This is a genomic window from Pseudomonas pudica, from assembly GCF_015680405.1.
GTDB lineage: Bacteria > Pseudomonadota > Gammaproteobacteria > Pseudomonadales > Pseudomonadaceae > Aquipseudomonas > Aquipseudomonas pudica.
Map to the genome: position 1 here is coordinate 111,346 of NZ_JADLJS010000006.1, position 20,702 is coordinate 132,047.

Annotated in this window: 14 protein-coding genes and 2 pseudogenes; 11 read left to right on the forward strand and 5 right to left on the reverse strand. The window is 59.5% G+C overall.

Annotated features, from left to right (window positions below; translation table 11 throughout):
• Positions 1-11: 11 nt before the first annotated feature.
• Positions 12-1,358: a glucarate dehydratase gene (gene gudD / locus IRZ77_RS06925; RefSeq protein WP_196173160.1), complete on the forward strand. Its 1,347-nt coding sequence runs from the start codon at positions 12-14 to the stop codon at positions 1,356-1,358.
• A gap of 109 nt (positions 1,359-1,467) precedes the next feature.
• On the opposite strand, the gene IRZ77_RS06930 is transcribed toward gudD, so the two are convergent.
• A complete protein-coding gene (locus tag IRZ77_RS06930) occupies positions 1,468-2,355 on the reverse strand; it encodes a LysR substrate-binding domain-containing protein (protein ID WP_196173161.1) in 888 nt (295 codons plus the stop codon).
• Positions 2,356-2,454: 99 nt separating this feature from the next.
• On the opposite strand from IRZ77_RS06930, the gene IRZ77_RS06935 reads away from it, so the two are divergent.
• The 3 genes from IRZ77_RS06935 (at position 2,455) to gabP (ending at position 6,690) form a co-directional block, all read left to right on the forward strand.
• Complete coding sequence (locus tag IRZ77_RS06935; RefSeq protein ID WP_108480725.1) at positions 2,455-3,396, forward strand: 2-hydroxyacid dehydrogenase; 942 nt, start codon at positions 2,455-2,457, stop codon at positions 3,394-3,396.
• Between the two features lie 175 nt (positions 3,397-3,571).
• Positions 3,572-4,915 (forward strand): MFS transporter, encoded by a 1,344-nt coding sequence (locus IRZ77_RS06940; RefSeq protein WP_085599595.1) that lies wholly within the window; start codon positions 3,572-3,574, stop codon positions 4,913-4,915.
• Between the two features lie 383 nt (positions 4,916-5,298).
• Positions 5,299-6,690 (forward strand): GABA permease, encoded by a 1,392-nt coding sequence (gene gabP / locus IRZ77_RS06945; RefSeq protein WP_046613147.1) that lies wholly within the window; start codon positions 5,299-5,301, stop codon positions 6,688-6,690.
• A gap of 57 nt (positions 6,691-6,747) precedes the next feature.
• Here the strand turns inward: gabP and IRZ77_RS06950 are convergent, their stop codons facing one another.
• Positions 6,748-7,611: a LysR family transcriptional regulator gene (locus IRZ77_RS06950; RefSeq protein ID WP_046613146.1), complete on the reverse strand. Its 864-nt coding sequence runs from the start codon at positions 7,609-7,611 to the stop codon at positions 6,748-6,750.
• 183 nt (positions 7,612-7,794) lie between these two features.
• Between IRZ77_RS06950 and IRZ77_RS06955 the strand changes: the two genes are divergently transcribed.
• Positions 7,795-9,333 carry an MFS transporter gene (locus tag IRZ77_RS06955; RefSeq protein WP_196173163.1) on the forward strand — a complete coding sequence of 513 codons (1,539 nt, stop codon included), beginning with the start codon at positions 7,795-7,797 and terminating at the stop codon, positions 9,331-9,333.
• Positions 9,334-9,400: 67 nt separating this feature from the next.
• Here the strand turns inward: IRZ77_RS06955 and IRZ77_RS06960 are convergent.
• Together IRZ77_RS06960 and IRZ77_RS06965 are read right to left on the reverse strand one after the other, a co-directional pair.
• Positions 9,401-9,511, reverse strand: a pseudogene (locus tag IRZ77_RS06960) (WYL domain-containing protein); the annotation flags it as partial.
• Between the two features lie 559 nt (positions 9,512-10,070).
• Positions 10,071-10,267 (reverse strand): annotated as a pseudogene (locus IRZ77_RS06965) (WYL domain-containing protein); the annotation flags it as partial.
• Between the two features lie 113 nt (positions 10,268-10,380).
• Between IRZ77_RS06965 and IRZ77_RS06970 the strand changes: the two are divergent.
• The 4 genes from IRZ77_RS06970 (at position 10,381) to IRZ77_RS06985 (ending at position 15,333) form a co-directional block, all read left to right on the forward strand.
• Positions 10,381-11,052 (forward strand): ankyrin repeat domain-containing protein, encoded by a 672-nt coding sequence (locus IRZ77_RS06970; RefSeq protein ID WP_196173165.1) that lies wholly within the window; start codon positions 10,381-10,383, stop codon positions 11,050-11,052.
• Between the two features lie 126 nt (positions 11,053-11,178).
• The gene (locus IRZ77_RS06975) at positions 11,179-11,568 is read left to right on the forward strand and encodes a hypothetical protein (protein ID WP_196173166.1); all 390 of its coding nucleotides are present in this window, start codon (positions 11,179-11,181) and stop codon (positions 11,566-11,568) included.
• 166 nt (positions 11,569-11,734) lie between these two features.
• Positions 11,735-14,032: an AAA family ATPase gene (locus tag IRZ77_RS06980; RefSeq protein WP_328314401.1), complete on the forward strand. Its 2,298-nt coding sequence runs from the start codon at positions 11,735-11,737 to the stop codon at positions 14,030-14,032.
• Positions 14,029-15,333 carry an McrC family protein gene (locus IRZ77_RS06985; RefSeq protein ID WP_196173167.1) on the forward strand — a complete coding sequence of 435 codons (1,305 nt, stop codon included), beginning with the start codon at positions 14,029-14,031 and terminating at the stop codon, positions 15,331-15,333. The genes IRZ77_RS06980 and IRZ77_RS06985 overlap by 4 nt, the downstream gene beginning before the upstream one ends.
• Positions 15,334-15,408: 75 nt before the next feature.
• Here IRZ77_RS06985 and IRZ77_RS06990 read toward each other — a convergent pair whose 3' ends face one another.
• Positions 15,409-15,600 (reverse strand): hypothetical protein, encoded by a 192-nt coding sequence (locus tag IRZ77_RS06990; protein ID WP_408003927.1) that lies wholly within the window; start codon positions 15,598-15,600, stop codon positions 15,409-15,411.
• A gap of 186 nt (positions 15,601-15,786) precedes the next feature.
• On the opposite strand from IRZ77_RS06990, the gene IRZ77_RS06995 reads away from it, so the two are divergent.
• Both IRZ77_RS06995 and IRZ77_RS07000 read left to right on the forward strand, forming a co-directional pair.
• Positions 15,787-17,268, forward strand: a complete 1,482-nt coding sequence (locus tag IRZ77_RS06995) for a sigma-54 interaction domain-containing protein (protein WP_196173203.1) — start codon at positions 15,787-15,789, stop codon at positions 17,266-17,268.
• Between the two features lie 51 nt (positions 17,269-17,319).
• A complete protein-coding gene (locus IRZ77_RS07000; RefSeq protein ID WP_196173168.1) occupies positions 17,320-20,700 on the forward strand; it encodes a DEAD/DEAH box helicase family protein in 3,381 nt (1,126 codons plus the stop codon).
• Positions 20,701-20,702 lie beyond the last annotated feature (2 nt).

A 20,702-nucleotide genomic window follows, 5' to 3' on the forward strand; every position in this document is an offset into this window, starting at 1 on the left:
AGACAACAACCATGAACATGCAGACCCTTCACACCAGCACCCCTGTGGTCACTGAGCTGCGCGTGATCCCCGTTGCCGGGCACGACAGCATGCTGCTCAACCTCAGTGGTGCCCATGGCCCGTTCTTCACCCGCAACGTGGTGGTGTTGCGTGACAGCGCCGGCAATACCGGATTGGGCGAGGTGCCCGGCGGCGAGAAGATCCGCCAGACACTGGAGGACGCTCGCAGCCTGGTGGTCGGCCAGCCGGTCGGCCATTACCAGCGCGTGCTCAATGCCATGCGCCAGACCTTCGCCAACCGTGACTCGGCTGGTCGCGGCCTGCAGACCTTCGACCTGCGCATCACCGTGCATGCGGTGACGGCCATCGAGTCTGCGCTGCTCGACCTGCTTGGCCAGCATCTGAACGTGCCGATGGCGGCACTGCTGGGCGAGGGGCAGCAGCGCGAGGCGGTGAAGATGCTCGGTTACCTGTTCTACATCGGCGACCGCCAGCAGACCGACCTGGCCTACCGCAACGAAGCTGATGCCGAGGACGACTGGTTCCGCCTGCGCCACGAAAAGGCCCTGACGCCGGAGGCGGTTGTGCGTCTGGCCGAGGCCGCCAAGGCGCGCTATGGTTTCAGCGATTTCAAGCTCAAGGGCGGGGTGTTGCGCGGCGAGGAGGAGATGGAAGCCGTAACGGCGTTGGCCGAACGTTTCCCCGAAGCCCGCATCACCCTCGACCCGAATGGTGCCTGGTCATTGAAGGAGGCCATTGCCCTGTGCCGCGACAAGCACGATGTGCTGGCCTACGCCGAAGACCCGTGCGGTGCCGAGAACGGCTACTCGGGCCGTGAGGTGATGGCCGAGTTCCGCCGCGCCACCGGCCTGCCCACCGCCACCAACATGATCGCTACCGACTGGCGGCAGATGGGCCATGCGATCCAGTTGCAGTCGGTGGACATTCCGCTGGCCGATCCGCACTTCTGGACCTTGCAGGGTTCGGTACGGGTGGCGCAGATGTGCAACGACTGGGGGCTGACCTGGGGTTCGCATTCCAACAACCACTTCGATATCTCGCTGGCAATGTTCACCCAGGTGGCAGCTGCGGCGCCGGGTGAAATCACTGCGATCGACACCCACTGGATCTGGCAGGACGGCCAGCGCCTGACCCGTGAACCACTGCGCATCGTCGATGGGCATGTGCACGTGCCGGCGCGGCCGGGGCTTGGGGTGGAGCTGGATGAAGACCAGCTGGCCAAGGCGCATGAGTGCTACCGCAACATGGGGTTGGGCGCGCGGGATGACAGCGTGGCAATGCAGTTCCTGATTCCGGGGTGGAGCTTCGATAACAAGCGGCCTTGCCTGGTGCGTTGAGGCTGCTGGCCCTTTCGCGGGCTTGCCCGCTCCCACAGGTACTGCATCAGGCTCCAGGCCTGCATTTATCCTGTGGGAGCGGGCGAGCCCGCGAAGAGACAGGCACAAATCAACCTGCTTCGAAAAACTTCCGCGCCATCGCCACGAATGCCCCCAGCACCGGGTTGGGGTTATCCCGGCAGAACGCCAGGAAAATCTCCGCCTGCTGCTCCATCCCCACCAACGGCCTGAATACCACCTGCTCCAGGCGCAATGCCTGCGCCGAGGCCGGCACCACTGCGCAGCCCAGCCCCACATTGACCAGCCCCAGTATCGAGTGAGTCTGCCCCAGTTGGTGCAGGTACCGTGGTTGCACCTCATGCCGGGCAAACAGGTTGGCGATGCGGTCATGGAAATAGCGCCCTTCGTTGGCGCTGTACATCACGAATGGTTGATCATCGAAATCGCTCGGCCTGAGCCGCTCACGTGCCGCCAGCGCATGCACGGCGGGCAGGGCGGCGATGAAGGGTTCGCGGTGGATCGGCAGGTACTCCACGCGCGCGCTGGGCAGCACCTGGCGCACCAGCCCAACATCGATCAACCCTGCCTCCAGGTCATGCACCTGGGTGCTGGAGACGCGTTCGCTGAGCACCAGTTCGATGTCCGGCAGCGTCTGCCCGGCATGCACCAGCAAGCGCGGGATCATGCTGTAGGCACCCACTGCGGTGAAGCCCAAGGTCAACCGGCCCGCTTCGCCATGAGCAATGCGCCGCGCCGACTGGCTGGCCGACTCGGCGATCTGCAGGATGCGACGGGCGTCTTCGAGAAAGCTCTGGCCCGCCAGGGTCAGCCGCGCCTGGCGGTTGTTACGCTCGAGCAGCAGCACGCCCAAGGTGTGTTCCAGCAGCTGGATCTGCCGGCTCAAGGGCGGTTGGGTCATGTGCAGGCGGGTGGCGGCACGGCCGAAATGCAGCTCTTCGGCCACGGCTACGAAACAGCGCAGCTGATGCAGCTCCATGATTCAATTCCTGAATTATTCGATCCAGTATCTATATTAGACCTGTATCAAATGCCGGCCTAGCATCGAGTCATGTCTTCGAACTGCCGGATGCGCACCATGAACGAGAACCCCATCGAAGTGCTGTTGACCCAGCCAGTACCAGAGGCCATCGATGCCCGGCTGGTCAACGCTTATCGGATACATCGCCTGTATCAGCATTCCAACCCGCAACAGTTGCTCGACGAAGCCGGCCCGCGCATTCGTGGGGTGGTTACAGGCGGTGCCAAGGGCCTGTCCAATGAGCTGATGGAGCAACTGCCCGCGCTCGAGATCATCGCCATCAGCGGCATTGGCACCGATGCCGTGGACCTGCGCCATGCGGCCAGCCGCGGCATCCATGTCACCACCACGCCGGGCGTGCTCACCGCCGATGTGGCCGACCTGGCCATGGGCTTGATCATCAGCACCTTGCGCCGCCTGGGCGAGGGTGAGCGGCTGGTGCGTGATGGCCTGTGGGGCAAGGTAGACCTGCCATTGGCGCGCAAGGTCAGCGGTATAGAACTGGGCATCGTCGGGCTTGGCGAGGTGGGCAAGGCTATCGCTCGCCGTGCCGCTGCATTCGACATGCGTATTGCCTACAACGGGCGGCGCGAGCAACCAGAAACCGGCTACCGCTTTGAAGCCGATCTGGTCGAACTGGCGCGTTCGGTGGATGTGCTGGTGGTTGCAGCTGCCGCCGATGGCGGCGAGGTGCTGGTGACGGCCGAGGTGCTCGATGCACTGGGGCCGGAGGGGTACCTGGTCAATGTAGCGCGCGGCAAGTTGGTCGATGAAGAGGCGCTGGTCGAGGCGTTGCGGGAGCAGCGCATTGCCGGGGCCGGGCTGGATGTTTTCGTCCACGAGCCGCATGTGCCGCCGGCGCTGCGTGACCTGAACCAGGTCGTTCTGCAGCCACATCGAGGCAGCGCCACGCTGCAAACCCGGCTGGAAATGGGGCAGATGGTTTTATCGAATCTCGCTGCTTGCTTCCGTGGCGAGGTTCCCCCGAATTGCGTGTAGGCCCCATCGCCAGCAAGCCGGCTCCCACAGGAACAGCGCATGCCCTGAACACTGCACTGACCCTGTGGAAGCAGCTTTAGCCGCGAAGAGGCCAGCACAGGCAACAGAAGGCCCCAAAGGCCACACCTTCTCCGCACAAGAACAATCGCTTCCACCGAGAAGCAAGAGGGTCCATATGAACAGCAAATCCGCCGTCGCCGCACCGCAGGCCGTGGCCGGGATCGGTCGCCATCGCTTCCTGGTCCTGGCACTGATCTTCGTCATCACCGTCATCAACTACGCCGACCGCGCCACCCTGTCGATTACCGGTACCGAGGTGCTCAAGGACCTCGGCCTGGACCCGGTCATGCTGGGCATGATCTTCTCTGCTTTCGCCTGGGCCTACGCCCTGGGTCAGGTGCCTGGCGGCTGGTTGCTCGACCGCTTCGGCGCCCGCCGGGTCTACGGCATCAGCCTGATCCTCTGGTCGCTGTTCACCCTGCTGCAAGGGACCGTGGGCTGGATGGGCCTGGCTGGTGTGTCCGCCGCCGTGGCGCTGTTCTCCATGCGGTTCATGCTGGGCCTGGTGGAGTCGCCGGCCTTCCCGGCCAACTCGCGCATCGTCAGTTGCTGGTTTCCCACCCGCGAGCGCGGCACCGCCTCGGCACTGTTCAATTCGGCGCAGTACATGGCTGTGGTGGTGTTCGCACCGTTGATGGCGTGGATGACCCATGCGCTGAGCTGGGAGCAGGTGTTCATCTGGATGGGCGTGCTGGGGCTGGCGCTGAGCGTGGTGTGGTTCCGCTTGTACCACGAGCCGCACAGTGCGCCAGGGCTGAGCCCCGAAGAGCTGGACTACATGCGTGAAGGCGGCGCCCTGGTCGACCTGGAAAAGGAACGCAAGACTGCCAAGAGCAAACCGACCCGGGCCGAGCTTGCGCAACTGTTCACCAGCCGTAACCTGTGGGCGGTGTACCTGGGCCAGTACTGCATTACCGCGCTCACCTACTTCTTCATCACCTGGTTCCCGATCTATCTGATCAAGGGCCGTGGCATGACCATCATGGAGGCCGGCTGGGTGGCCGCGTTGCCGGCAATCTGCGGTTTTACCGGTGGCATTCTCGGTGGCTTCGTGTCCGACTGGCTGATCCGCCGTGGGGTGCACCCGTCCAAGGCCCGCAAGACCCCGTTCATCATCGGCATGGGGCTGTCCACCAGCCTGGTGCTGGCCAACTATGTGGACGGCAATGCCGCGGTGATCGCCCTGATGACCCTGGCGTTCTTCGGCAAGGGCCTGGCGGCGGTGGGCTGGGCGGTGTTGTCGGATGTGGCACCGAAGAAGATGGTTGGCCTGTGCGGTGGCGTGTTCAACGGCATCGGCAACATCGCCGGTATCGTCACCCCGTTGGTGATCGGTTATGTGGTGGCCAGCACCGGCTCCTTTCACAACGCACTCTGGTTCGTGGCCGCCCATGGCGTGCTGGGGATCCTCGCTTACCTGTTGCTGGCCCGACGCTTCGAGCGTACCGGGCAGGCGTAGGCAGACGCCTGGCAACAGAGGCCCCGGGAGACCGGGGCTTTTTTGTGGCTGGCAGAAAGGGCCAGTACAGCCACAAACACACCCAAATGAAAAACAAAAGCTCCAGACGGCCTGGTGACGCGATAGGGCAAGCCATTCACGACATCTGGCGTTCATGGAAATGCCCTGTCGTGATCGAACAGTTCCGGGGCGTTCTCGTGTAATTTCCCACAGCCCTGCGGGGCTTAAATGAAGCCCGACCTGCACTGACACGTTGCTCTGTGACGCGTGCCAAATATCAACAACAGAGCGCGAGTAACGTGTCGACTTATTGATTTCAAAGGAGATATTTTCGCCTACACCTGCCCGTCCATCCTTGTGTCAGCAAAAAGAGAACAACATCAATGAACACCGTGGGATCTGATGGCAACCTTGCACAAGGTTTCAAGCCACGTCATGTAACGATGCTGTCCATCGCCGGCATCATCGGCGCCGGACTTTTCGTCGGCTCTGGCCACGCCATCGCGGCAGCCGGGCCAGCTACCATAATTTCCTATTTCGTGGCCGGGACCCTGGTGGTACTGGTCATGCGCATGCTCGGCGAAATGGCCGTGGCTCATCCGGACACCGGATCGTTTTCCACCTACGCCGAGCAGGCCATCGGCCGCTGGGCCGGCTACACCATCGGCTGGCTGTACTGGTGGTTCTGGGTATTGGTCATCCCGATCGAAGCGCTGGCCGCCGGGCATGTGCTGAACGCCTGGTTTCCGCAGGTGGACAGCTGGATATTCGCCCTGGCTTCGGTGCTGCTGCTGGCTGGTACCAACCTGTTCAGCGTGGCCAAGTATGGTGAGTTCGAGTTCTGGTTCGCCATTCTGAAAGTCACGGCCATTCTCGGTTTCATCGGCCTGGGTTTCGCCGCACTGATGGGCTGGCTGCCCAACCGCGAGGTCAGCGGCCTTAGCGGCTTGATGGCCGAGCACGGCGGCTTCGCGCCGAAGGGCTGGTCGGCCGTGGTTGGTGCGTTCATCACCGTGATGTTCAGCTTCATCGGCACCGAAGCGGTTACCATCGCCGCGTCCGAATCCAGCGATCCGTCGCGCAACATCGCCAAGGCCACTCGCTCGGTGATCTGGCGCATCAGCACCTTCTACATCCTCTCGATCTTCGTGATCATTTCGGTGGTGCCATGGAACGACCCGCAGCTCGCGGTGGTGGGTTCCTACCAGCGTGCGCTGGAAATCATGAACATTCCCAACGCGGCCTTCATGGTCGACCTGGTGGTGCTGGTGGCAGTGACCAGTTGCATGAACTCTTCGATCTACATTGCCTCGCGGATGATGTACTCGCTGGCCAAGCGCGGTGACGCACCGGCCATGCTCAACAAGACCTCCAAGGTCGGTGTACCGCGCGCTGCGGTATTCGGCAGCACGCTGATCGGCGCGGCCATTGCCATCCTCAACTACTTCGCGCCGAAGGGTGTATTCGAGTTCCTGCTGGCCAGCTCCGGCGCCATCGCCTTGCTGGTGTACATGGTCATCGCCATTTCGCAGCTGCGCATGCGCCGCCGCCTGGAGCGGGAAAACACCGAGCTGAAGTTCCGCATGTGGCTGTTCCCATACCTCACCTGGGCGGTGATCCTGTTCATTGGCGGGGCGCTGGCAGTCATGATGTTCACGCCTGAACACCGGGCGGAGGTGACCTCTACGTTGGGCCTGGCGATAGTGATTTCCTTCCTGGGGATCGTGACCACGCGGGGCCATGCGCAACCTGTGGGGGTGCGTTCGATGGGGTGATTCAGTTCACCTGGCGGTAGGGCAAAGGGCACCAGTGGATAGGTGCCCTTTGTTTTTTCAGCTCTTCATCATATCGATGTATCTGATTGCCGCTGGCGCCTTCTCGAAACGTCGATGAATAAGGCTAAGCCACGAGCTGGCCTGGCAGTCGACAATACGCCGGTAGTTCACCTGCGGCAGGCTGACGCGCTGGACCACCGATTCTGGCACCACTGCGATGCCCTGGCCGAGTGATACCAAGGTGATCACCGCCACCAGGCTGCCCGGCTGGGGGCCGAGCCTCGGGACGAAACCACCTTGTGCTGCCACTTCCAGCGTGCCGGAGATCTGTTCGGGCAGGATGAAGGTTTCGTTGGCCAGGCGCGAGGCCGGGATCTGCGGTACTTCATTTATTCGCGAGTTGGCGGGCAGGGCGAGGACGAAACCTTCCTGGTGCAAGGCGATGGCTTCGAGTTCCTCGGGTAGCTCCATCGGCGAGCGCACATAGGCAAGGTCGAGCAAGCCGTCGCGGACCATGCCGGGCAGTTCGGCCATGGGCAGTTCGCGAATGTTCATGCGCACTGCGGGGCAGGTTTCGCTGTAGCGGCTGACTTGCTGCTGAAGCATGCCCGAATACGCGGCCGAAGCCACATAGCCCAGCTCTATGCGCCCGCTTTCCCCTCGGGCTGCCCGTTGCGCACCCAGTTGCGCGGCGTCGAACTGGCGCACTGCATGTTCGGCCTCGACCAACAGCGCCTGGCCCGCAGCGGTGAGGTTGACCTCGCGCTGGTTGCGCTCGAACAGGCGCACGCCCAGCTCGCGCTCCATGTCCTGGATCTGCCGGCTGAGGGTGGGCGGGGCGATACCCAGCTGTTCGGCGGCACGGGTGAAGTGACCGTGGCGGGCGACGCAGAGGAAGTAGCGGAAATGGCGGATTTCCATGGGTGTTACCTGCAGGGTAATGACGCGGGCCGCCGAGGCTAACAAGCCTGGGGGCTGGCGGCGTTATGGTGAGGCCAACACTACAAGGCTGATGGCTTGGCGGCAAAGGCTGCCGGGGAATTGCAGGGGACCGCAAAGCGGTCCGGCATTTTGACCAACCAGCCCTGCATCCGGAGCCTCACCATGCCCTCTGCGCGTTTCACTCTGCTTACCGCCTCCCTGGTCTGCGCCCTGATCATCCTCGACACCAACATCGTCGCGGTCAGCCTGCCCAGCATCGCCCGTGACCTGTCCGGCTCGTTTGCCGATATCGAATGGGTGGTCAGCGCCTACCTGCTGGCCTTTGCCGCCTGCCTGCTGCCCGCTGGCAGCCTGGCCGACCGCTTTGGCCGCCGCCGCATGCTGCTGCTCGGCCTGGCCCTGTTCGGCATCGCCTCGCTGGCCTGCGGCGCGGCGCCCACCTTGCTGTTCCTCGACCTGGCCAGGGCAACCAAGGGCGTTGGCGCAGCGCTGCTGCTGACCTCGGCCCTGGCCGCGATCGGCCACCGCTTCCATCAACCCCAGGAACGCATGCGCGCCTGGGCCTTCTGGGGCGCCTGCATGGGCGCCACCATTACCTTTGCGCCGCTGCTGGGCGGTGTGATCGCCAGCACCCTTGGCTGGCGCTGGATCTTCTACATCAACCTGCCGTTGGTGGCAGTGCTTGCAGTGATGGTGCTGCGCAGTGTCGAAGAGTCCCGTGACAGCGCTGCGGCCCGGCTCGACCCATGGGGCAGCCTGACTTTCGCCGGCAGCCTGGGTTACCTGATCTGGGCAATGATCGATGCCAGCCAGGTGGGCTGGGGCAGTGCGCAAACGTTGGGTCGGCTGGTGATCAGCGCTTTCCTGTTTGGCCTGTTCGTCATGGTCGAGCGCAGTCAGCAACGGCCGATGATGGACCTGCGGCTGATGCGCAGCGGCCGCTTCGTTGGTGCCTTGCTGGGTATGTTCGCCTACGCTGCCTGCGCCCAGGTGATGATGACCCTGCTGCCGCTGTACTTGCAGAACGGCCTGCAGCTGTCGGCCCTGGCCGCAGGGGCGGGCATGTTGCCGTTTGCCGTGGCCATGCTGCTGGCGCCACGCCTGGGCATGCGCCTGGCTGCACACTTGAGCCCGGCGCAGGTGTTCGCACTTGGGCTGGTATTGGTCGGGGCGGGTAACCTGCTGTGTGCCTGGGCCACGCAGCAGGGCGGTTACGGTGCATTCGCCCTCGCCAGCCTGGTGCTGGGTGCGGGCGCCGGGCTGCTGAATGGCGATACGCAGAAGAACATCATGGCTTGCGTACCGCGTGAGCGTACCGGCATGGCTTCGGGGTTGAGTACAACCACGCGGTTCGGGGCGATCGTGCTGGCCATCGGTGGGCTGGGTGGTGTGCTGGCTGCACATAGTGGGCAGTTGCTGCATGAGGCCATGGCTGCCGTGGCGCCTGGGCAATCGGGCCAGGTTGCCGCAATGGCCACGCGGGTTGCCGCGGGTGATATGCAGGCGGCATTGGCGTTGCTTGAGCCCGGGTTGCGGGAAACGGTGGCACCCTTGGCCCGCCAGGCGTTCATCGGAGGCTTCGAAGCTGTGTTACTGGTCGCCGGTGTGGCGGCGCTGCTGTTTGCGCTGCTGGTCGGCGTGTTGCTGAGCCGGCCGCTGCCGGCCATGCCAGAGGTATTGCTGGGCGAGGGGCGATCATGAAACGTGCGGCGGGGTACCACGGCACGGCAGCTGGGGGTATCAAGCCCCTCGCCGCGGCACTCGACAATCAGTCATTCAATAGCCAGGGCTTCAGTTCCTTGAGATTGCTAACCACCAGTTGCTGCGCCTCGGGTAGTACGGCCAGGTTGCGGTGGTCGATCTGGTAGCGCTGCAACAGGAGGACAAAGTCGCTTGCTGTCAAACAAGTGGTGGCAGCCGTGTATGGGTTGACAGACCGGTGAAGACCAAACCGGCGCACACGAGGTGCCCCACACACAGCCGCCATAGGCAAAACCGTGTGTATGGTCGTCATCAGCCTGTCAAAGCTGGTCGTTGATGAACAACGACCCACCGAGCCTAGAACGCTAAAAAACGACTGCAACGGAAAACAGGCGTTGGGAGTATCTTTGGGAAACGCCCTACACGGAAGGGGTGAAATCTGATTTTGGGGCTCGCGCACCCCAAAACCCCAGGCACAAAAAAAGACGCCCGAGGGCGTCTTCTTCTTTGGGATTTGGTGGGCCGGGGTAATTTGAAACCAGTCGGTATCTATATGTTCTAGCGAGTAAATAATTATTTGGCCAACTTGCTTGGAATACCAGTTGGAACGCTGCGTTGCCTGGATTCCGATGGACGGTGCTGTTAGAGCTACGCGCCATAAACGAATCGGCATCGAATCTATAAAAATGTCAGCCGCCTGGGGCGCCCTGGGCCTGGCTGAACCAGTCGTTCATCCGCTAAGGGCGCAGTTCTTTGAGATTTTTGACCACGATCTGCTGGACTTCGGGGCTGGTTGCGAGGTTGGGAGGTTGCGTGGGTCGATGTGGTAGCGCTGCAGCACGTATTTCATCAAGGCCTTGCGGCTTGGTACCACAAGCTGCCCATTCAGCATGCCAAAGTCGGCTTCGATGATCGCCATCTGCGGCTCGTTCAGACAGCATAGAGGTGGCGGACGCAAGGCTACCTCTTGCACCAGGCTCAGGAGCTGCGTTGACCGAGTTACCTGCGACGTTCATTCTTTCGGTTCAATTCATTCAGGGACGAACCATGACGTACTCCACCACTGTGATCACACTTCTTGAGCAGGCGTTGGCTCCCACGGGATATTGCAGCCACGACATGCAAGCCCACGGGATGGGAGACTGGCACGTTTGCGTGCTACTGGATTGCATCGCTCCTCTGTCTCAGCTCAACCCGCAGGCGCTGAATGACAGGGATTACGCTGGGCATACCCCGCTGGACATTGCTTATCGGTTGAACCGTACAGCGCTGATTGGGCCGTTGCAGGCGCTTGGTGCCGAAGGAGACAAGGCGATCCTTGAGTACAAGGGGGTTGGCGCATTTATAGAAAATGACAAGTACGTGCACCTGCCCGCCAAGCAAGGAAAGCTGAAAACGCTGGAAAAGCGGCATGCAGAAGGGGGATGTCTCAACAGTCGAGATGGAGAAGGGAACACGCCTGTTCATTGGCTTGCTGCTAACGGCCATTTCAAAGCGACCAAGTACTTTTCCGAAAAGCATTTTATGTTTGGCGTGGACATTGATGCCAAGAACAATGACGGTAACACGCCGCGAAATCTGGCAATCCTGGCTGGTCATCAAGACATAGCTGAACAACTGTTGACCTGGGAGATCGACAATTACATCACTAGTGTCCGGATACGCCATAAAGTTTCTGCAGGCCTGAAAGAGATGTTGCCCAGGTACAAAGACCGCTGAATCAGACCCTGGGCACGAATGCCTACTAGTTCTTCGGGTGCTGCTAAAGATCTGGGCAATTGCGTCGATCCCTTAGGTACGGGTTATCGGGCGGGATGGCCCAGGTACCGCATCAGGGAGAAACTCATGGGCTGGCGCGACACATTGGATGCGGCTATCCAGAAAGGCAAGGACAAAATCGTTGAGACGGTGACGGTGGATAACGCCAAAAAAGCGATATCAGCGATCGCGGTAGCGGCAGCAACGGCAGCCGCTGAAAAAGTGCGAGAGGAGATGAGTAAACAGCGAGAACGACGTGAGCTGTTTGAAAAGGAGCCTGACGATGTTCTCCAGCGCATAGCAAGATCAGCAGACAGTGGGTCCGAGGCAAGTGTCCGGATGGCCGCGAACGTGTTGGAGCGTCGTCTCAGGGGGCTGGAGTCGAAGTCCAACGACGAGCTGAGAATCATCGCGGCTTCTTATGGCCACAGTGAGGCGGAGCGGGATAGGGCGTCGGCAATCCTTCGCCGTCGTTAACCAGACCAGCGGTTGTCTTGCAAGCGCCAATGGAATGCTGGTGCTTGTAATCGATCTTCAGGATCAATAGCTAGGGCCATGCTGGCTCAGGGCGAAGCGTTATCAAACCTTTTCATGCTGACCTCGGTTGTGCCTGTTTGACGCTCAAAAATACTGGAGTACGCCTGTGAGTGATGTACAAGGAAAGCTGTTCAAAGTCTGGTTGACCGATACCGGAAAATCACCGAATACAGCCAGTAGCTACCGTTCTGGCCTTAATACCATCAGCAACCACTTGGGGCGCCAAGTGCTTCTGATCACCGATGTGGATGAGCTGACTACGCTCTATCGGCAATACGGCCCAGGCGGTGAATTTGCGCAGATTGGTGCGAGCAACAGCAACAACGTGCAGAACGGGCTAAAGCAGTGGCTTGAGTACCAGCGACAGATCGCGCGAGGTGCGATTGAGGGCTATGCCGATCAGCGTGTGATTCAGCTTCTGGACAAAGGTACAGCTGAGGAACAGGCGTGGGTCTGGATGCTGCTCAAGTGCTTCCGTGAACACTACCCTCAGGCCGATCACTGGACAGTGAATATTTCCCCAGCGGATATTCGAATTGGTGTGCGAGAGCAAAACAGTTTGAAAGGAAAGCCCGCATTCACCCTTTACTGGTACGGCGGTGAAATTTGCTGTTCGGTTCGCGGGGTCGCGGATCATCGGGCGCTGATGGATGCGCAAGAAGAAGGCTGGGAAATCAGCGCGCAACGCTGTCCCACTCAAGCTGATGTAGAGGCTTGGATGAAAACCGTGGACAAGGTACTTGAGAACCGACAATTACCATTGAAGGGGAGTGGGTTGGTACCTAGTGACTATGGCCAGGCTGAACCAGAATGCCCGGAGGCTGTTATCGACTTGTCGGCAACCAAGCCCCCGCTCAATCAAATATTGTTCGGCCCGCCCGGTACCGGCAAAACGTACGCCACTATCAACCAGGCATTGGCAATTCTTGCGCCCGAGTTCCTGGCGCAGAACACCGGCAACTCTCCTGAAGCTCGCCAGCGGTTGAAAGCCGAGTTCGAGCGCTTTGCTTCTGCGGGGCGCGTGCGCTTCGTCACCTTCCATCAGAGCTTTAGCTATGAAGACTTTGTCGAGGGCATCCGCGCGGATTCAGACAGTGAAACGGGGCAGTTGCGTTACCCCATAGAAGCGGGTGTATTCAAGCGGATCTGCGACGACGCCAAGACGCAGCCGGTTGCAGACTTGGGAGTTCGTCCCAACGCCGCTATCTGGAAAATTTCCATCGATGGCTCTGGCACGTCGCCCAGCAAAAACTACTGCCTGACGCACGGCGAGGCTCGCATTGGATGGGGCCAAAGCGGGGACTTAAGTGAAGACTACGAAGCCAATGACTATTACCAGGGCCTGGGCTCAGGCGACAAAGGCACACTCCACTACTTTGCTGAGCAAATTGCAGTTGGGGACATTCTGTTATGTATCCAGTCGGCCGAGAAGGTCGGCGCCATTGGAGTAGTGTCCAGCGAGTACCGGTATGAAGCCAAAGTGCCTGATGGGGTGAACCCTCACTATCGGCATGTGCGCTCAGTGCGTTGGCTTTATCGGGACATCAACCTGTCCATACTGCCCATCAACGATGGCCGTCAGTTCACGTTGAAAACCGTCTACGCGATGAACCGCTTCACTTGGGCAGACTTGCTGACTTACCTGCAGCACGAAGGTGTTAAAGCCGTCGAACCCTCAGTATCCGCCTCGCCAGTAGACACGCCTTATGTGCTCATCATCGATGAGATCAACCGAGGCAATGTGTCGCGTATTTTCGGTGAACTGATCACCCTGATCGAGCCATCCAAGCGCGATGGTGCGGATGAAGCGCTCAGCCTGCAACTGCCCTATTCGAAGAAGCCGTTTACCGTGCCTCAGAATGTGCACATCATCGGCACTATGAATACCGCAGACCGTTCGCTAGCCGGGCTCGACATCGCGTTGCGCCGCCGCTTTGTGTTCAGAGAAATGTTGCCAGAACCACATTTGCTGGATGGCACTACGGTCGAGGGGGTGAATATTGGCCAGTTGTTGAGGGTAATGAACCAGCGTATTGAAGTGCTGCTCGATCGCGAGCACTGCTTGGGGCACGCCTACTTTATGCCATTGATCAACGGCGGCACGCTGGCCCAGTTAGAGCTGATTTTCCGCAATCAAGTACTGCCGCTGTTGCAGGAGTACTTCTTTGAAGATTGGCAACGCATCCAATGGGTATTGAACGACCACCGTAAACCCGTCTCCGATTGTTTCGTGCTGCGCGAAACCCAGAATTTGCTGGCGCTATTTGGCGACAAGGTACCTGCGCAGGGCCAAGTGTGGCGTATCAACCCACTAGCGTTCAGTCGACCTACGGCTTATGCCGGGGTGATCAGTACCCATGCTGGCACTCAGGATGTCATTTCCCCGGAGGAGCAATCGGCGTGAGCACGAACGTTATCGTTCGGGAGTACGCCAGGCTTACCACGGCGCCGGTGCCGCCGGACAACCTGGATTGCGCGCACATCTCGGAAACGGCGTTCGACTGGCTGTGCGACCTCAGCGCAAGCTTCAACCGCGCTGGCGCTACCCTGCTGCAGGTCGAGGGCCGGCAGTCGCTTAAATGGGACAGCTATGTGGGCGTTATCGAAACTCCCTGCGGCACTCGGCTTGAAATACTGCCCAAGCATTTCGAACAAGGTGACTGCGTGGTCAAGAGCCGCACGCTGTTACGAAAGTTGATTCAAGCCGCGCTGTTTTTAAAGCCACGGCAGGTATCAGTTACGGCGCTGGAATTGTTCGATGCACCGCTCACTGAATGGGTGATGGGGCAGTATCTGAATGAGCTGGATGCTTTAGTGAAACGCGGTATTCGTTTCGACTACACACGTGTCGAGGAGGAGCGACCCTTTTTGCGTGGCCAGCTCAATGTAGTGGCGCAGCTCCGCCAGCCCCCGGGCCGGCAGCACCAGTTTCAAGTGCGTCATGACGTCTATCTGCCGGACCGTGCGGAAAACCGGTTGCTGAAACTCGCATTGGAACAGGTCGCCAAGGTAACCCAACTGCCTGCCAACTGGCGTCTCGCCAACGAGCTGCGCGCCTTGTTAGCAGAAATACCTGCCAGCCGGCGCGTCGCACAGGATTTCCGCCTGTGGAGCCGTGATCGCCTGATGGCACATTACGGCGCCATCAGGCCCTGGTGCGAGCTTGTCTTGAACCAGCAGATGCCGGTTGCGGTACAGGGCACTTGGCAAGGGGTAAGCTTGCTTTTCCCGATGGAGCGGTTGTTCGAGAACTATGTGCAGCAGTCGCTTGGCAAGCAGTTGAGGCCGGGTGTTGAGCTGACAGCGCAGACCTCACAAGCGGACCTCTGCCTCCATGGTGACAGAGGAGTATTTCGGTTGAAGCCGGACTTGCTCATTGATACTGCCGAGCAACGCTGGGTGTTGGACACTAAGTGGAAACGCATTGACCAACGCAACGCTGAGCATAACTACAACCTGAGGCAAAGTGATTTTTACCAACTGTTCGCGTACGGCCATAAATACCGTAACGGCGGAAACGTGCCGAGACTGGTACTGATTTATCCATACTGGGCTGGTTTGCAGCGGGCGTTGCCAGTGTTTGATTATGGGGAAGGGCTGCAGTTGTGGGCGCTGCCGTTTGATTTGGAAGCCGGGTGCTTGGTTGATGCGGAGGTAGCGAGTGTGCCGCTGGTGGGGAGAGCGCTTGGCGCGGTCAGGGGATAGCGTTGCTGACTGCGGTTGCACGGGTGAACATGAGGCGGCGATGTAGTCCCGCCGATTCACTAGTAGTGTTGTCTGTCAGGTGACCTCTGTACCAATCGAAGTCATCTGGCTAAACAATAAACGGATAACAACCATCCCCCACAGCGCTCCTGGGTTATCCAGCATCAGCAGAATGATGACCGGCACCCGCTTGCCGAGCAGGTTGGCACAATCACGCAACTGATCATGGTTGAAGCAGCTGCTGTTCCACGTAGCGCCGCCATGCATGATCTGATTGCGCAGGGTAGTCGGTTACTTTGAGCGGTTCTCAGCGTGATCTTCATATTTTTCACAGCCAAGGCAGTAGCGCGATTGAATCTAACCAGATGATTTACTATCCGGCATCTTTGCCACAAGGCACAATGCCAGCAAGCCGCGCATCTGGACGCGAGAGGACCTAGGGGATTGGAAGGCGTGTCTACAAAGCAGAAGGTGCTGCTCTGCTGGGTCGGAGGGAACGATCTGAAGGCGTTGTCGGGCAGTGAAACTGGGCCTGTACTGGCGACGCTAAGAGCGCAATCCTTTGATCGCGCGGAACTGCTTTCGTCTTATCCGTCTGAGTTGGTCGAGCCTTATGTCGCCTGGCTCCGTGAGCGGGTCTGTATGCCGGTCACCGTCAGTTATGAGTCACTGACGAGCCCTGTACATTTCGGGGATATCTACCAGGCTGCCAATGCTCACCTGACGCGCCTGCACCTGTATTCCAACCACCTTTCCATTCTCCTCAGCCCTGGCACTCCGGCCATGCAGGCTGTGTGGATTCTCCTGGGCAAGACCCGCTACCCGGTGACTTTCTATCAGTCCTCGCTGGAGCAGGGGGTGCAGAAGGTTGATGTGCCATTTGAGATTGCGGCCGAGTATGTGCCAGCCGCCAACGCCATCAGTGCCGACAAGCTGTTGCGCCTCGCCGACAGTCGAGCGCCGGTTGATGCCGCCTTCGCCAGCATCATCACGCAAAGCGAGCGCATGCTGCTGCTCAAATCGCAGGCACAGGTGCTGGCTCAGAAGCAGGTCCCGGTGTTGCTCTATGGAGAGACAGGCACTGGTAAAGAGTTGTTTGCCAGAGCCATCCATAACGCTGGTCCGCGTTCGTCAGCGCCTTTCATTGCGCTTAACTGCGGGGCTATTCCACCAGACCTGATCGACTCTACCTTGTTTGGCCATCGTAAAGGGGCTTTCACCGGCGCGGTGGAAAATCGCGTAGGAGTGTTCCAGCAAGCGGATGGCGGCACCCTGTTCCTTGATGAGTTTGGCGAACTGACGGCAGATGCTCAGGTGCGTTTGCTGAGGGTGTTGCAGGATGGAGTGATTACGCCAGTGGGCAGTAGTCAGGAGGTGCGGGTCAACGTACGCCTGATTACGGCTACCCACCGCAATCTCATGCAGTCGGTGGCGGAACGGCGTTTCCGTGAGGATCTGTTTTATCGAGTCGCCGTTGGCGTTTTGCACTTGCCGCCATTACGCGAGCGAGAGGGTGATCTGTTGCTCCTGGCTGACGCCTTGCTCGGGGAGACCGCCAAGCAAGATGACACTCTAGGCGATAAGAAAATTTCCGCAGAGGCAAAAAATCTTATTCTTCGCCATCCTTGGCGCGGTAATGTTCGTGAGTTGCAATCGGCCCTGTTACGTGCAGCGCTGTGGTGCCGGGGCGATTTGATCGAGGCTGGAGACATAGAGCAGGCGCTGTTCCAGATACCTCAAGATGGGCATGCTGAACAGCTTGAGAGTTTTTCTCAAACTATTGATTTACAAGGGATAATTGCAGATACCGCAAGGCGCTATCTGCGTCAGGCCCTGAAAGTGACCGGGCACAATAAGACCCGGGCAGCCAGCCTGCTGGGGCTGAAAAGCCAGCAAACGCTGACAAACTGGATGAGCAAGTACGACGTCGAATAGAAACTTGGCACGATCCTCGCTCAGAGGATGGTTATGGACAGAATCGCCTATATGAAATCAGTCAACTTCGAGTTCCTTCGTCCCGGCAACGAGTTGCTGGCAAACCTAGCTGGCCTGGCCGAGGCCGTGATCCATATTGATCCGGGCAGCGCTCTGACGCGCTTGCGCAGTTTTGCCGAGGAGCTGACCAAAGGTATCTACAAGGAAGAATTGCTGCCGCGTATGCCGCAGTCGACCTTTTACGAACTGGTTAAAAGCTCGGTATTCACCGATTGCGTCAGCAAGCCTCTGGTTCACCAAATCAACTTCCTGCGTATCCAGGGCAATGACACCGCTCACGGTGCGGAAGGTGACCTGCGCAATGCGCAGTTGGCACTGAAGACCGCCCATCAACTGGCCATGTACATGGCCATCAAGTACTACGGCACCGCACAGGCTGATATTTCGCCCTTTGCCGAGGTGCAGGATCCGACTGCGACTCTCGCTAGCCTGCAGAAGACCGTCTCCAGCTACGAGAAGGAGCTCACTCAGCAGCAGGAAGAGCTGCAGCGCGTCATGGATAAGCTGGAGCAGGAGCGCACCCGCAATCTTGATAAGCTGGAGCCGCCTGCTACGCCGGATAAGCAGCACCGTCAGCAGCAGAGTCAGAAAGTTGCCGACAGCCTGCAGTGGAACGAAGCCAAGACCCGCGCTCTGCTGATTGATGCCATGCTGGTTCAGGCGGGCTGGGATATCAGCAATCCCTCGCAGGTAGGCCAGGAAGTGGACGTCGACTTTCCCGATAACGTCTCTGGCAAGGGCCGTGCTGACTACGTGCTATGGGGTGACAACGGCCAACCGCTGGCTGTGATCGAGGCCAAGAAATCCGGCAATGTCAGTCTGCAGGCCGGACGCGAACAGGCCCGGATGTATGCCGATGGCTTCGAGCGCATGGGCATGCAGCGCCCGGTGATTTTCTACAGCAACGGCTACGAGACCTTCATCTGGGACGACGCGCAATACAACACCTACCGCCCGGTGTACGGCCTCTATAGCAAAGACAGCCTCGAATACCTGATCTATCAGCGTCAATACCGCAAAGCGGAGCTGGAGCGTCATAACCCGGATCTGAACATCGCTGACCGCCCTTATCAAATCGAAGCGATCAAGACGGTTGCCGCTAACTTCCAGCAGCAGCGTCGTCGTGCGCTGATCATTCAGGCCACCGGCACTGGTAAGACCCGCGTGTCCATCGCCTTGGCCGAGCTGTTACTGCGCACCGGTTGGGCCAAGCGCGTGCTGTTCCTGTGTGACCGCAAGGAACTGCGCGTCCAGGCTGATGACGCTTTCAAGCAGAACCTACCCAGCGAGCCGCGCTGCGTGATCGGTGAAACCAACAAGGTCGATCAGACTGCACGTGTCTACATCGCCACCTACCCGGGCATGATGAGCCGCTTCGCCCAGCTTGATGTGGGCTTCTTCGACCTGATCATTGCCGACGAAAGCCACCGTAGCATCTACAACAAGTACCGCGACCTGTTCGACTACTTTGATGCCCTGCAGGTAGGCCTAACCGCCACCCCGGTAAAGTTCATCAGCCGCAATACCTTCGACATGTTCGACTGCGAGACGACCGACCCGACCTTCGAGTTCGGTCTCGATGCAGCCATCAACAACGATCCGCCGTACCTGGTGCCGTTCCGCGTTAAGGACCTTACCACCGATTTCCTACGCGACGGCATTCACTACAACGACCTGAACGAAGAACAGCAACGTCAGCTTGAAGAGGACCTCGGCGAGGAGGAGGCCAAGCGCACCACCATCGCCGGCAAGGATATCGGTCGCAAGATCTTCAGCGAAGACACCGACCGCTTGATTCTGGAAAACCTGATCGACAACGGCATCAAGGATGAGACAGGGTCACTGGTCGGCAAGACCATCGTCTTTGCCCAGCGTCAGGACCATGCTGAGCACTTGGAAAAACTCTTCTGCAAGCTCTACCCACAGTATGGCAGTAAGGTCTGCAAGGTCATCCACAACCAAATCCCGCACGTGGGTACGCTGATCAAAGAATTTAAGAAACCAGAGAACGACTTCCGCATCGCCATCTCGGTAGACATGCTCGACACCGGCATCGATGTGCCCGAAGTGGTTAACCTGGTATTCGCTAAGCCGGTGAAGTCCTGGGTGAAGTTCTGGCAGATGATCGGGCGCGGCACACGCCTGCGCCCCAATCTGTTTGGTCAGGGCAAGCACAAAAGCGAGTTCCTCATCTTCGATCACTACGGCAACTTCGACTTCTTCGAGCAGGAGTACGAAGAGCCAGATGACAAGAGCGGCAAGTCGCTCCTGCAAACCACCTTCGAAGCGCGTCTGGAACTGGCGCAGGCGGCTCTCAAACAGAACCATGCCGCCGCCTTTGATACCGCCATTGAGCTGCTGCGTGCCGACATCAATGACCTGCCGGAGAGCAGCGTTGCCGTCAAGCGCGAGTTGCGGGCTGTGCACCAATTGCAGCAGCGCGACCAGCTGCAAAAGTTCGACGCCAAGACCCAGCATTTGCTGGAAAATACCATTGCCCCGCTGATGTCGGCTCGTGTGCTGCGCGACAAACATGCCACTGCGCTCGACAAACTTATCGCCGCCATCGAGCGCTGCCTGGTGGAAAACGCCAGTTGTTTCGAGGATGGCAAGATCACCTTGTTGGATGAGATCGACAAGCTCGCCATCAACATTCAGGCCGTGCGCCAGAAGGATGCCTTGATTGCGGAGGTGCGTAGCGCGGACTTCTGGCTCAACGCCAATGTGGGCAAGCTGGAACGAGCTCGGCAGGAGTTGCGCGGAATCATGAAATATCGCAAGTCGGGTGAGGGAGTGCTCTACAGCACGCCCGGCACTCGCACCGCCGATGGCGGCGTTCAGGTGGCTGAACGTCAGATCAAGATTCCCGGGGCCAACGAGGCGATGATCTACCGGCACCGCCTCAAGGACATCCTCGACGGCATGCTGGCTGCCAACCCGACCCTGCAGAAAATCCACAAGGGCGAACCTATTGCTGAGCAGGAGCTGAACTCGCTCACCTCGACCATCCTTACTACTCATCCTGGCATCAGTCTGCAAGTGCTGAACGAGTTCTATGGCCGCACCGCCAGCGAGCTGCAGTTGACTGTGCGCGAGCTGATTGGCCTGGATGTACAGGCCATTGAGCAGCATTTTGCCCAGTTCCTGCATACCCATCCCAGCCTCACGGCCCAGCAGGTGCGCTTCATGAATCTGCTGAAAAGCTACATTGCCCAGCACGGCAGCATCGTCATCGAAAAGCTCTACGACGCACCGTTTTCTAGCATTTCCCACGAAGGCATCGACGGTGTGTTTGCCCCCGCCGATGTGGGCGTGCTGGTGGCCGTGCTCAAGCCCTTCTTGCGCGGGGATAACCCGCCTACCAGTCACTAGGA

Coding starts and splice junctions, on each gene's coding strand:
- IRZ77_RS06950 (WP_046613146.1), bottom strand. CDS start 7,611: ATGGAAATCCGCCATTTCCGCTACTTCCTCTGCGTCGCCCGCCACGGT.
- IRZ77_RS06930 (WP_196173161.1), bottom strand. CDS start 2,355: ATGGAGCTGCATCAGCTGCGCTGTTTCGTAGCCGTGGCCGAAGAGCTG.
- gudD (WP_196173160.1), top strand. CDS start 12: ATGAACATGCAGACCCTTCACACCAGCACCCCTGTGGTCACTGAGCTG.
- IRZ77_RS06990 (WP_408003927.1), bottom strand. CDS start 15,600: ATGCATGGCGGCGCTACGTGGAACAGCAGCTGCTTCAACCATGATCAG.
- IRZ77_RS07000 (WP_196173168.1), top strand. CDS start 17,320: ATGAAATCAGTCAACTTCGAGTTCCTTCGTCCCGGCAACGAGTTGCTG.
- gabP (WP_046613147.1), top strand. CDS start 5,299: ATGAACACCGTGGGATCTGATGGCAACCTTGCACAAGGTTTCAAGCCA.
- IRZ77_RS06970 (WP_196173165.1), top strand. CDS start 10,381: ATGACGTACTCCACCACTGTGATCACACTTCTTGAGCAGGCGTTGGCT.
- IRZ77_RS06975 (WP_196173166.1), top strand. CDS start 11,179: ATGGGCTGGCGCGACACATTGGATGCGGCTATCCAGAAAGGCAAGGAC.
- IRZ77_RS06935 (WP_108480725.1), top strand. CDS start 2,455: ATGAACGAGAACCCCATCGAAGTGCTGTTGACCCAGCCAGTACCAGAG.
- IRZ77_RS06940 (WP_085599595.1), top strand. CDS start 3,572: ATGAACAGCAAATCCGCCGTCGCCGCACCGCAGGCCGTGGCCGGGATC.
- IRZ77_RS06955 (WP_196173163.1), top strand. CDS start 7,795: ATGCCCTCTGCGCGTTTCACTCTGCTTACCGCCTCCCTGGTCTGCGCC.